Source organism: Clostridium sp. LY3-2, from assembly GCF_024705715.1.
In the GTDB taxonomy this organism is placed as follows: domain Bacteria; phylum Bacillota; class Clostridia; order Clostridiales; family Clostridiaceae; genus Clostridium.
The window spans coordinates 155,625-168,311 of record NZ_JAMDLQ010000014.1 but is presented as its reverse complement, the minus strand read 5'-3'; the positions used below and the strand labels follow the sequence as shown (position 1 = coordinate 168,311).

The 12,687-nt window shown below is 28.0% G+C and carries 10 protein-coding genes; 2 read left to right on the top strand and 8 right to left on the bottom strand.

Annotated features, from left to right (window positions below; genetic code table 11):
• Positions 1-34: 34 nt before the first annotated feature.
• The gene (locus M4I33_RS04710) at positions 35-1,807 is read right to left on the bottom strand and encodes a diguanylate cyclase domain-containing protein (RefSeq protein WP_257915726.1); all 1,773 of its coding nucleotides are present in this window, start codon (positions 1,805-1,807) and stop codon (positions 35-37) included.
• A 199-nt stretch (positions 1,808-2,006) separates the two neighbouring features.
• Here M4I33_RS04710 and M4I33_RS04705 point away from each other — a divergent pair, with 199 nt between their 5' ends.
• Positions 2,007-2,624, top strand: coding sequence for a manganese efflux pump (locus M4I33_RS04705; protein ID WP_257915725.1), 618 nt, complete (start codon positions 2,007-2,009; stop codon positions 2,622-2,624).
• A 35-nt stretch (positions 2,625-2,659) separates the two neighbouring features.
• Here M4I33_RS04705 and M4I33_RS04700 read toward each other — a convergent pair whose 3' ends face one another.
• Both M4I33_RS04700 and M4I33_RS04695 read right to left on the bottom strand, forming a co-directional pair.
• Positions 2,660-3,076 (bottom strand): DUF3785 domain-containing protein, encoded by a 417-nt coding sequence (locus M4I33_RS04700; protein ID WP_257915724.1) that lies wholly within the window; start codon positions 3,074-3,076, stop codon positions 2,660-2,662.
• Between the two features lie 46 nt (positions 3,077-3,122).
• Positions 3,123-4,235 (bottom strand): iron-containing alcohol dehydrogenase family protein, encoded by a 1,113-nt coding sequence (locus tag M4I33_RS04695; RefSeq protein WP_257915723.1) that lies wholly within the window; start codon positions 4,233-4,235, stop codon positions 3,123-3,125.
• Between the two features lie 131 nt (positions 4,236-4,366).
• Here M4I33_RS04695 and M4I33_RS04690 point away from each other — a divergent pair, with 131 nt between their 5' ends.
• Positions 4,367-5,722: a sigma-54-dependent Fis family transcriptional regulator gene (locus tag M4I33_RS04690; RefSeq protein ID WP_257915722.1), complete on the top strand. Its 1,356-nt coding sequence runs from the start codon at positions 4,367-4,369 to the stop codon at positions 5,720-5,722.
• A gap of 16 nt (positions 5,723-5,738) precedes the next feature.
• On the opposite strand, the gene M4I33_RS04685 is transcribed toward M4I33_RS04690, so the two are convergent.
• The 5 genes from M4I33_RS04685 to thiT all read right to left on the bottom strand — a co-directional run bounded on the left by M4I33_RS04685 (position 5,739) and on the right by thiT (position 12,684).
• A complete protein-coding gene (locus M4I33_RS04685; protein ID WP_257915721.1) occupies positions 5,739-6,467 on the bottom strand; it encodes a flavodoxin family protein in 729 nt (242 codons plus the stop codon).
• A 102-nt stretch (positions 6,468-6,569) separates the two neighbouring features.
• Positions 6,570-9,158: an FAD-dependent oxidoreductase gene (locus tag M4I33_RS04680; protein ID WP_257915720.1), complete on the bottom strand. Its 2,589-nt coding sequence runs from the start codon at positions 9,156-9,158 to the stop codon at positions 6,570-6,572.
• A 78-nt stretch (positions 9,159-9,236) separates the two neighbouring features.
• Entirely contained in the window at positions 9,237-10,271 is a 1,035-nt protein-coding gene (locus tag M4I33_RS04675; protein WP_257915719.1) for a DMT family transporter, read from the bottom strand.
• A 320-nt stretch (positions 10,272-10,591) separates the two neighbouring features.
• A complete protein-coding gene (locus M4I33_RS04670; RefSeq protein WP_257915718.1) occupies positions 10,592-12,025 on the bottom strand; it encodes a DEAD/DEAH box helicase in 1,434 nt (477 codons plus the stop codon).
• A 62-nt stretch (positions 12,026-12,087) separates the two neighbouring features.
• The gene (thiT, locus tag M4I33_RS04665) at positions 12,088-12,684 is read right to left on the bottom strand and encodes an energy-coupled thiamine transporter ThiT (protein ID WP_374707690.1); all 597 of its coding nucleotides are present in this window, start codon (positions 12,682-12,684) and stop codon (positions 12,088-12,090) included.
• Positions 12,685-12,687 lie beyond the last annotated feature (3 nt).

Here is a 12,687-nt window from a genome sequence, read left to right as displayed (position 1 = left end):
GTGTTTTACTTAAAGATGTGTCTAAACTTGCAGTTCAAAATGAACTTACAGGCTTCGAATTTGCTTGCGGAATCCCAATACTTCCACTTAGTTCAAATGTTAACTTGTTTACTCTAATAATAGAACTTAATACTTCTAATATGGTTTGTGCTAAATCTTCTGATTCTAAAATATCATTTTCGCCTCTTTTAACTACAACAAATTCGTCTCCACCTAGTCTTCCAACTCTTACAAAATCACTGCATATGATATTTAAAGACTTTGACACAGCACAAAGCACTTCATCTCCCTTATTATGACCTAATGTATCATTTAATCCTTTAAAGTTGTCTAAATCTATAAAGTAAATTGTATAAGGCTCTTCTTTTAAAGTTAGATCTTCTATATATTTCATGATGTTATGTCTATTTAAAACCCCTGTTAATGTATCATAATTTGCTAGATACTTCATCTCATCAGAATATTTTTTTAAATCTGTAATATCATTTAAAACTAGTACTATAGAATCATCCTCTTTATATTGAAAACTAACTTTAGCAAAGTTTCCTTCTCCTAAATAAACTTCTTCATATGTTTCTTTTTTTGATAAGTCTATATTTTTTTCAATAACTCCTAGAAGTTTCTCTATTTCACTACTTCCTTTAAAGTATTCTAATTTACCATCACTTAAATTAATCATTTTCTTTGCAGAATTATTAATTTGAATTACTTTATAGATTTTATAATCTTCTCTTTTTAAATAAATAAAGCCATTTGTCATAGTCTTTAAAAGAGCTTTATATTGCATTTTACTTGAATCTAAATTTAAAGTAACTTCTCGTATGTTATCTATCATTTTATTTATATCTACAGTAAGCCCTGTTATTTCGTCATCTTCTTTATCAATTTTTAGATGGCTGCTTTTATCTTTTGAACTTATAATATCATTAACATCTTTATTCATAGTAATAATTCTTTTAATTAAATTATTTCTAACTATTAAAAATGTTATAGCATTTATAAATAAAATTAATATTAAAAGTATTCCTATAAGCTTGCTTACTATAAGATTGCTCTTATCTACTACAGTTCTTCCCTCTGTTATAGTTAAATATATATTTCTTCCTTCTTCTAGTGTGTTTATTCCAATATAACTAATAATTCTATCTCTTAAAACTTCATTATATACAGGAACTTTTTCTCTTCCTATGTATGCTGTAGGCTTTTCTAAAGGCTCATAATTTAATTCAATCTCTGCATCTTTTCCTGAGAAATATTTTAATAAATTTAAAAATCTACTATCAACTTCTTTTATTACGATTACCTTACCTGCCTTTTGTTTATAATCTTTATCAATTTTATCAATTGATACTATGTATAACTTGTCATTAAATTTTATACTTCCGCTTAAATGTTCTTTCCCCTTGCTTAGTTCATATAAACTTTGTAAAAGCTTATCACTTACGCCACTATCTCGTACATTGTAAAATTTCTCATTATCATTTAAGAAAAATCCAGCATAAAGAATATCATTTTTATTAAACATTTCATTTAAGTTTTTAGAAATATTTTTATATACCTCTTGTTTGCTTTCTTCTTTTACGAAATATTCTATAACTACAGCTTCACTTAATTCATTTGCGACATCAGTAATATCTGCAATTCTCTTGTTGTAAAGGCTATAAATTGAAGAACTCTTAGAAACTGCTCTCTCTACTTCCCCATTTTTTAGCCCATTTAAAATCCATACTCCGCATAATAAACATATCGATAGTATTAATAAGGTTGAACCTATAAATACAAGCGAAAGCTTTTTGGCAATTTTCATTCAGTTTTTGTCCCCCTAATTTTGTATATCTATTAATCTCTAACAAAATTATTATACATTATGTAACCCTAAATTTGATAGAGTTTTCTATATTTAAACATTATGTGTACTAATTATTTATATTTACTGTCGAAGTCTGTAACAGGATATATAAATTTTCATAATATATATTGAAGACTTTATGTGCATGGAGTAATATATGGAAACATTAATAATAATACTATCACTTGTCGTAGATTCTTTTGTTACTTGCATAGGATATAGTGCTATGAATATAAAAATACCATTAAAATATATTTTTATAATAAATATAATCTCTATCCTTATATTATCTACTTCAATTTTTTCAGGTAATTATATAGAGTCCTTTTTACCTAGCTATATAACTAAAAGTTTAAGCTTTTTAATATTTTTTGTAATTGGAATTTATAAGTTGTTTGAAGGAATATTTAAAAAATTCTTTTCTAAATTTTTAAATAGGGAAAAACCTTTAACAATTAAAATATTCGATTTTAAATTTGCATTTCAAGTTTATATAGATGAAATCAAAGCTGACTTTGATAAATCAAAACAGATATCATTAAAAGAATCTATATACTTAGCTTTAGCGCTCTCTCTTGACAGCTTTGCTGTAGGCTTAGGAATTAGTTTTTTAAAGATTAACAGCTATTTCTTTATTATGCTTTGCTTTGTATTTGGAGTTATCTCTTTTGTTTTAGGAAGTTTTATTGGGAAAAAGTTTATAAATAAGTCTAATATCGACCTTTCATGGCTTGCTGGTATTTGCTTATTACTTGTAGCTTTTATGAAATTATAAAAAAAACGTATAAGAGAAATCTCTTATACGTTTTTTTATACTTCAAGTTGTTCTATTTGAACTAGATATTTAGAACAATTTGCGCAAACTATAATAGTAACTATATAACTATTATCAACTTCGCCCATTATTTCCATTCTGTTATATGTTTTGTTTTCATATTCTTTTGAGATTGTGCTTATTACGTAATTTGAATCTTTAGAGTAAACATAAAAATAATATTCTAAATATTCGCTTTCTTTTTTGCTATCTTTAAAGTTAGAGTTACACTCTTCACAAGGAGTACTATAATAAGCTTTATCAAAATCAACATCAGAAGATTCGTTTAAAAGATTTATAATCTCTTCTATCTCTAATCCTTTTAAGGGATTTTCTTCATCATTTATTACATCAAGGAGATTTTCTTCATCTAATATAAATTCTTTTCCATTATAATTAAACTTATAGTTCATCATTATTCCTCTTTTCTATAGATTTATATTCATTATATCATAGTACCTAGAATTTTCTATGCTTACCAATTAAACTATTATAGTATATCTTATAAATATCTTCATACTCTACAATTTCAGGGTGATTTTTTAATCGTCTCTTATCTTCTAATACTTTTTTAGAGTATTCTGTAAGTTCGTCTTCTGAAACTATAATATTATTAAGTGTTAGTCTTATTATTACCTTTTGAAGATCTTTTAAACTTGTAAACCCTAAAATATTTATTATGTTTCTAACCTTTTTAGCCTCTTTAAAGCTTTCCAAATACCCTGGGTAAAGACAAGCTGTTGCAACTCCATGCGGAAGTCCTTTATAGTAAGTTAAAGGGTACCCCATGCAGTGTGGCATAGTTGTTCCATTAATTGAAATCAAAACTCCACCTATAGTAGAAACTTCTGATAACTTTTCAAGTTCAAAGTCATTAAGTTTACCTTTACTTACACCCTCTAAACATTCACTAAACATTTTAAGGCCTTTTATAGCTAGTGCATCTGTTTCCTTTGTTGCATTCGAATTTAAATACCCTTCTACTAAATGAGTAAATGCGTCAAGTGCTGTATTTTTACGTAAGTTTTCATCTAAACTCTTAGTATATCTCCAATCTATAAAAGAAAAGTCAGGAAAGATTTCTCTTTTTATTTTTCTTTTATTTTCCCTTTTATGGTCCGTTAATATAGAATACCCTGTAACTTCGCTTCCAGTCCCAGAAGTTGTAGGAATTGCAACTAGCGGAAGGTTACTTAGATTTCCGTCTTTAAAAAGAATTCTAGAATCTTCTGTTTTTTGAGTTAACATTACAGATATAGCTTTAGAGGCATCAATAGCTGACCCTCCGCCTATACCTATAACAAAGTCAACATTGTATTTTTTCCCAAACTTAGCACCAGCTTCTACTATATCTAAACTTGGATTTTCTATAACTTTATCAAAAATATAATATTCTATTTCACATAAATCTAAAGCAGTTAATAAATCTCCTAATGACCCATTTAACTTAGTTGATTTATTTCCTGTAACAATTAAAGAAACCTTACCGAATTCCTTAAATATATTATAATTGCTATCTATAACATTTTCCCCTCTATAAATTTCTGTCGGCACATTTAATGTATACTTCATATAATTCCCCCAATCTTTACATAACTTTTGTATAAAATATTTAGCCTTTATATAATAGTATTTGATAAAAATTCACATTATGATAAAATTACAATATATTTATCCACTTTATTTAATGGGGAGTGAAAACTTTGAATCAACTTAATTCTCAATATCTAATTGACATAATTGAATCTTTAGATGATGGTGTAATAACAATTTCTAAAAATCTAAACATAAATTTCTACAATAACAAAGCCCTTTATTTTTTAGGTGCAAAAAGCTGCATCCTTTATAAAAGCATTTTTGATTTCTTTCCAAACCTTAAAAATACTTTAAGTAGTTTTAAAGGTACAAGTATTCAAAGTGTTCTTCTTTCTTCTAAAACTATAAACTTTAATTGTGATATACGTAAAATATATAGTTCATCAAATGAGGACTTAGGCTTTATTTTAGTTTTTAGAGAGCTAAAAACAGTAAATAGGTTTATATCAAACGATGCTGTATATAAATTTCATAATATAATCGGAGAAAGTGAAGCTTTAAAATCTGTAATAAATCTTGCCAAAGAAGTAAGTATAAGCCCATCTACTATACTTATTTCTGGTGAAAGTGGTTCTGGAAAAGAACTCTTAGCACAATCTATACATAACGAAAGCCTTAGAAAAAATGAACCATTTATAGCTCTAAACTGTGGTGCTATTCCAAAATCTTTAATAGAATCAGAACTTTTTGGCTACGAAGATGGAACATTTACAGGGGCTAAGCGAGGCGGGAAACCTGGAAAGTTTGAACTAGCAAATGGTGGAACAATTTTTTTAGATGAAATAGGCGAAATGCCTCTAGAGATGCAAGTTCATTTACTTAGAGTTCTTCAAGAAGGAACTATAACTAGAATAGGCGGAAAATCCCCTATTAATGTAAATGTAAGAGTAATAGCTGCAACTAACAAAAATCTAAAAGAAGAAATTAAAAACGGTCGATTTAGAGAAGATCTATTCTATAGGTTAAATGTTATACCTTTAAAAGTTCCTCCTCTTAAAGATAGATTAGGTGATGTTCCGATTTTAATAGATTACTTTTTAGAAGATAAATGTAAAAAGTTAAATAAACCTATACCCCCTATTTCTCAGAGGTTATTTAAAAAGATGATCTCTTATTGCTGGCCTGGTAATATAAGAGAACTTGAAAACTGCGTTGAAAATATAGTTAATTTAAATGGTGAAACTAGTTATGAGATGAATTTTGATGAGTGTACTTGCTTAGATTTTGATAATTTAGGAAATCCAATTGAACATAATTGCGATGATATTTCTTGTTCCATTTGTAATCCTAAAGACGTAAAAGAATGCAAAGAGCCTTTAAAATCTTTATTAGAACTTGAAAAATTAGAAATCAAAAAAACTTTACAGTTTTTTGATGGTAATATGACAAAAGCTTCTGAAAGCTTAGGTATCAGTAGAAATGCACTTTATAACAAAATTAAACGTTATAATATTAAAAAGTGATATGGAAAAATCCATATCATTTTTTAATTATTTTATAAGCTAGATTTCCGAAGATCTTATAAATAAAATTAACTTTACTCTCATCGTAATAGACTCTATTATTTTCTAAATAAAATTTTTCATCAGCTTCCATACCTTCTGATTTATCCATTCCCCTCCAAAAGTTATACAGCATAACCTGCTTAAAAGATGCGTTTTTAATATTCTTATTTTCTATGATAGATTTAAATTTTTCACTTTGTTTATCTATGAGTTTTAGATTTTTATCATTTAAAGTAGATGCTCTATATGCTATAGGTAAAGTTATAACTTCTGTTATTCCGTGGTATTTTAAAACATCTCTTAAGTAATTTGCAGAATTTTTATGCCCAGCGCCTGCTGTAGTTGTAATAACTAAAGCTTTTTTTCCTATAAATTTAGGCCTATGAAAATTAAAAGATAAATGGTCTATAAAATTTTTCATAAGACCTGATATTTGCATAGAATAAACAGGAGATGTAAAAATCAAAACTTCTGCTTCGTTAATTTTTTTTATAAGGCTTTCCATATTATTTCTATGAGGACATCTATCTTCCCCTTTTAAAATACAATTAAAACACCCTATACAAAGCGGTATATTTTCTTTTCTAAGTTCAATTATTTCAATATCTAAATTTTCTATATCCTTTAATTTTAAAATTACTTTTTCTAAAACATCATAAGTATTTCCTCTTCTTGGACTTCCATGTATAACTAGACACCTCATAATTTAGCCCCCCAAAATTTTAATACTTTAATTATATATTATTATTTATTATTTTAAAAACAAAAATAACCTATCTTTTTATAGATAGGTTATTAATATTAATTATTTATTGTGCTTTTCAAATTTAGCTTTTGTAGCTAATCTGTTTTTCCACATTTCTTCTTCGTTTTTGTAGCCTCTTTTTTTCTTGTCTTTTTTCATATGAGTAGGTCCATACATTAGGTCTAAAATATGCATAGCATCCATACCTGAAGCTTCCATAGTTCCTCTACACGAACCACAATAAGTTACAACAGAATCTGAATTAAAATCATTTTTTCTTCTGTTGTATAATTTTTCATATAATGGTGGGTTTGCGCTACAAGCCATTCCTCCAACACCACAACATCTAGTATTTTTACCGTTATGTTCTATCTCCGACCACTTATATCCCATTTCATCTAACATCCACCTTACACTCTCATGATGAGATATAACATCTCTAGTTACGCAAGAATCATGAATATTTAATACTATATCAGAATTAACTCCTTTATCCTTAGCTTCTTTTGGCATTCCTATTTCATTTTTTATTAAATCCCAGTAAGATATAACCTTTTGATTTTTAGCTGTATCACTATAAACCTGATAACATGAAGGGCAAACTGTTACTATAACTTCTGCGCCCATCTCATCAAATACATCTATAACTTTTTTATTTATATCTAAGTATCTTCTCTTTTCTCCAACTAAAAGTGAAACTTTACCACAGCACTGAAGCACTGCCCCTACGTTTTCTTCACCTAAAGTTTCTTTTAAGTGATTTAATACTGCATCACTTCCTTCCGGAGTATATGCTGGAACTGTACATCCTGGAACGTAAACGTACTTAGTCTTTTTAGCCTCTCCATGATTAGCTTTAACTGCAATTGAATATTCTTTACTAGATTCTTTTTCTTGCTGATTTGCACAGAACTCTAATTCCTTTATAATTGCTTGTCCTTTATTTTTTTCTGCAAAATCTTCTTTCATAGCTATGAAATTATCTTTTATATTAAAACTGTTTGGACAAACTATAGTGCACTGACTACATTGATTACAAGAATATGCAATCATTTTATCCATATTTTCATAGCCTTTTTCTAGATATTCACTAAATAATTTCTTTGGACAATCTGTATATTCTCTAAGCATTAAACATTCTTTCATGCAAAGCTTACATTCACATTGTCTACATCTATTTGATTCTCTTAAAGCTTCTTCTTTAGTATATCCTAAAGAAACTTCATCAAATGAAGTTACTCTTATCTTTGGGTCAAGTTCTGCCATATCTTCTCTTAAGCCTGCAATTTTGCTCCAATCAGTTGGCATATCTAATTTAGTTTGGAAACTCCAAGTATCTTCTATTTTTCTTCCTTCTGTTAATGACTCTTTATTTAAAAACCTCCTAACTGATTCCGCTGCTCTTCTTCCTGTTGCCATAGCTTGAATAACTATAACTGATTGTCCTGAAGCATCTCCTGCAAAGAATACTTTATTATTTTTTTCTGATTGTAATGTTTGAGAATCACAAATAAAAGCTGTATTTCTAGCTTGTTCTAATTTCCCTTTTGCAAAGCTTGAATCAACTCCTTGACCTATAGCAAAGACTATTGTATCTACTTCTAACTCTGTAGTTTTATTCTCATCGAATGTTGGTGAAAACATTCCTTCTTCGTTAAACATACTTAAACATTTCTTTAAAATAACTTTAGAAACTCTATTATTTTCATCTACTATAATTTCTTTTATAGCTTTAGCATGGTTAAATATAACACCTTCCGCTATAGCACCTTTAATTTCGTGATTAGAAGAGGCCATTTTATCAAAACTCTCTTCTAAGCATATTGAGTAAACTTCTTCTACATTTTCTAATCTTTTTGAAACTCTACAGCAGTCCATAGCAACGTCTCCGCCACCTACAACTAAAACTTTTTTACCTGCATTTTCTACATTTCTAGTTAATGCGGCTTCTTTTAAGTAATCTGCTGCACTAAATACTCCCTTAGAATCAAAGTTAGCTAAACCTTTATCTACTCTTCCTTCATGTTTACCAACTGCAACAATTATACTATGGAATTCTTTTTCTAATTCTTCGAATTTAATATCTTTTCCTATTTCACAGTTAAGTTTAAATTCTACACCTAATTTATCTAAATAACTTATTTCTTTTTCTAATATATTTCTTGGAAGTCTATATTCTGGAATACCAACTGCCATCATCCCGCCTCTTACAGGAAGCTTTTCAAATACAGTTACACTAAAGCCTTCTCTTATAAGGTCTAGTGATGCTTGTAGTCCTGAAGGACCAGCCCCTATTATAGCAACTCTTTTTCCATTTGAAGGTTTTATATTTAAATCCCAATTTTCTTCTTTATCAAAATTATCAGCTGCATATCTTTTTAATGAAGCTATAGCCATAGGACTCTTTCCTTCGTTCCATTTACACTCTTTTTCACAAGGGTGAGCACAAATTCTACCTAGGCTTCCTGGAATAAAAAGCTTTTCCCTTATTACCTTTATAGCTTCTAATCCCTTATCTTCTTTTATTAATCTTATATATTTTTTAACGTCAGTATGCATAGGACAAGTTGCAACGCAGGCTGCATCTGAATCTCCCATACAGTTATCAACTATATTTTTCATATTATCTATTATTTCTTTTTTTAACATAAATCAAACTCCTAAAATTAACTAAATAGCTCTATATAAATAAGAATCATAAACTCCTATAGAATTTTTTTTTATAAATTACATAATATTTTCACTATCTAAAGTTTCTGTATTCTTTTTACCAAAGTTTTTTGGATCTATTGCAAAAATAAATACTCCAAGTACAATTACAACTCCCCATAAAACTAAACTTCCAGTTATTTTATTTCCAAATAAAACTGCACTAAATATTATTACCCATAAAGCGGCTGTACTATTTAAAGCAGTTCCCATAGCAGCACCGATTAAATCAACTGCTTTATACCATGAAAGATAAGTTATAGCACCAAGTATAGCTATTCCTGCATAATTAAATACCATTCCTGACTTTACTATATATCCTGCTAATGGATATCCTCCGATTACAGGTAACACTATAATTGCATAAGCTAATGTAGAAACTAAGTATCTTAAACATAAAAATTGCTGAGGAGAAGCTTCTACGTCATCTTCACCCTTTATATGTTTCATAGCAAATCCTATAATAACGCCTTCAAGAGCCCAGCCAAAAACAGCAACAATTGCAAACATTATTCCCATGAAAAATGTTTCAGGAACATCACCTGATGGATTAAATCCAAGCATAAATGACCCTAATAAACTTACACAAATACCAAGCATAGCTCTAATAGATAATTTTTCTTTTAATATAAAATAAGAAAGTATAGCACCTACTCCAGGATAAATTACTGAAATACTTGAAGCGTATGGCGCCGTTGCGTATTTAATACTTAAAAGATAAGCACTCATACCAATTGGTGAACCTACTAAAGCCGCAATAGCTGCAGCTCTTCCCTTTTTAGTCTTAAATAAAAGATAAAATACATGCTTTAACTGTTTACTAAACAATAAAACTAAAGCAACCCAAACAAAGCAAAATCCTTCGTGGAAAAATGCTGTAACTAATGGTGAAAATTCAAAAGCAGTGCTTTGAACTCCTTGTGAGGCCGCAAAACTAAAATCATTAAAAATCTTATCTAAACCAACTCTTCCCATTAAAACACCGTCAAGCCCCCAAGCTAGACCTACTAAAATACCAAACATCAAACCTTTTTTAAACTTTTTGTTATCCATAATAATTTCCCTTCTTTTGTATTATTCATTTTAAATATGTTTATAAATTTTCTTACTCATATTTTATAGCAAGTTCCATGCCAACCTTATTTTTGACCACTTTGTTAATTTTCTATCTATTTCTTTTAGATATATGTAATTATTAATTACAGTTAATCTTATACAAATTGTAATTATTGATTACAGTGTAATTATTAATTACACTATTTTATTTTTATCTGATTATATTAATTTAATTAATATCTCCTAATTTTTTCTTTATCATTTCAAATAGTTATATATTTAACATTATTTTCAAAAAAAGATAGCCAAAAATTTGGCTATCTCTTTGCTTTTTCTACCTTTAAAGTTTTTCCTTTAATCTTTTTATTTTTTAATTCATTTAAAACTATTTGACCTTTACCATTTAAAATATCAACATAAGAACCAGAATCATTTATTTCGATAACTCCAACATCATCTGATGTAATCCCTCCAATACTTAAAACAGTACCAACTATATCTATCTTTCTTATCTTTTTCTTTTTTCCACCATTTAGATAAATCTTCATAACTTTAGATTTAGCTTTTTCTCTTTTAATAGTTTTTAATGGTTTTGATTTTAAAACTTCTATATTAGCTTTATTTATAGGTAAATTATCTAAATCATCTGAGTAATTATCTATATTAAACCCTATATATTCTTCAATTCTGTCTAAATACTTATCTTCAAAAGGAGTTACAAAAGTAATAGATTTTCCTTTATTGCCGTTTCTCCCTGTTCTACCGATTCTATGAACATAAGCTTCTTTTTCTACTGGGATATCAACATTTATAACGTGTGATATATCCTCAACATCAATCCCTCTAGAAACTATATCAGTAGCTACTAAAATTCTATAATCTCCATCTTTAAAACTATTCATTTTTCTATTTCTATCTTTTTGTAAATTATCTCCGTGAATAAAATCTACAGAGTATCCTAATGCTTTTAAATAATCATAAACTTTAGCTACATTATCTTTAGTCCTACAAAAAACTACAGCTCTTTTAGGTCCTTCATTAAGTAATATATTATTTAAAGTTTGAAGTTTTAAATTCCCTTCTACTTTAACTAAGCTATGGCTTATATCTTCGTTTGATACTGATGCACCTTTAATATCTATAAGTATAGGTCTATCCATATATTCTTCGCTAAGTTTTTTGATTTCATCTTTAAATGTTGCTGAAAAAATCATAGTTACTTTTCTTTTAGAAATCCTTCTAAAAACACCTGAGATTTGACTTATAAAGCCCATATTAAACATTTCATCCGCTTCATCTATAACTAAATATTTTATGTTACTCCCCTTTAAAGTCCCTCTATCTAAGTGGTCTAAAACCCTTCCTGGAGTTCCGACTACTATTTGGCATTTATCTTTTAAACTCTTTTCTTGATCTTTAAAAGATTCTTTTCCAATTAAACTTACAACTTTAATTTTTTTATGTCTACCTATATTAGATAATTCTTCTTTTATTTGAATTGCAAGTTCACGAGTAGGGGCAAGGATTAAAGTTTTAGGAGTTTCTTCTAAAAACTCTGATCTTTCTATTAAAGGAATTCCAAAAGCTAAAGTTTTTCCGCTTCCTGTTTTTGCTTTAACTATTAAATCTTTATTTAATAGAGCTTCACCTATAACCTTATCTTGAACTTCTGTAGGCTTTAAAAACCCTAATTCATCTAATGATTTTATTATTTTTTCATTTATTTTAAATTTTATAAATTCGTTTTTCATATATATCTCCATCTTTACGTTATACTTTCTTTTGCTAGTATAACATAAAGATTTAGATAATATTATTTATTTGCAATTCTTTTTATCTTATTTATTGGTAATAAAAATAAAACTATAAGAGTTATTACACTTTCAACTCCCATACTTGAACCATTATAAATAATAGAATATAAAAGTACATTCATTCCCTTTGGTGCAAAATTTCCGAAAAATACTACACCTGAAATAATGCAAGTAACTAAACTTAAAAACATAGCTAGTCCACTTCCTAAAATGTACTTATACTTCTTATCACTTCCAAAGATACCTGAAAGTCCTAAAACCATATTTGATAAAATATAATCTAATAAAATTTGAACAGGGTGAACTACAAACCCACCAATTAAAAGTTCTAATATTCCAACTATAAGCCCTGATGTCATCCCTACCCTAGCTCCATAAATTATAGATAATAATAAAATGGGAAGCATTGAAAGAAGGGTGATTCCTCCTCCTTGAGGATACTTTATAAATTGTATAGTATGCAGTATAAATGATGCAGCGCTCATAACTCCAATTATTACAAGTTCTCTAGTTTTTAACCGCTTATTTTTAAGTTCTCTTATATAAAAGATAAATACTATTATTGTAAAAATTACTATTAAGCTATTTATAATCATTTA

What these genes read in the sequence shown, in the direction of transcription:
- M4I33_RS04705 (WP_257915725.1), top strand. Translation starts at nt 2,007, where the DNA reads ATGGAAACATTAATAATAATACTATCACTTGTCGTAGATTCTTTTGTT.
- M4I33_RS04695 (WP_257915723.1), bottom strand. Translation starts at nt 4,235, where the DNA reads ATGAAGTATACATTAAATGTGCCGACAGAAATTTATAGAGGGGAAAAT.
- M4I33_RS04670 (WP_257915718.1), bottom strand. Translation starts at nt 12,025, where the DNA reads ATGAAAAACGAATTTATAAAATTTAAAATAAATGAAAAAATAATAAAA.
- M4I33_RS04710 (WP_257915726.1), bottom strand. Translation starts at nt 1,807, where the DNA reads ATGAAAATTGCCAAAAAGCTTTCGCTTGTATTTATAGGTTCAACCTTA.
- M4I33_RS04680 (WP_257915720.1), bottom strand. Translation starts at nt 9,158, where the DNA reads ATGTTAAAAAAAGAAATAATAGATAATATGAAAAATATAGTTGATAAC.
- M4I33_RS04685 (WP_257915721.1), bottom strand. Translation starts at nt 6,467, where the DNA reads ATGAGGTGTCTAGTTATACATGGAAGTCCAAGAAGAGGAAATACTTAT.
- M4I33_RS04675 (WP_257915719.1), bottom strand. Translation starts at nt 10,271, where the DNA reads ATGGATAACAAAAAGTTTAAAAAAGGTTTGATGTTTGGTATTTTAGTA.
- M4I33_RS04700 (WP_257915724.1), bottom strand. Translation starts at nt 3,076, where the DNA reads ATGAACTATAAGTTTAATTATAATGGAAAAGAATTTATATTAGATGAA.
- thiT (WP_374707690.1), bottom strand. Translation starts at nt 12,684, where the DNA reads ATGATTATAAATAGCTTAATAGTAATTTTTACAATAATAGTATTTATC.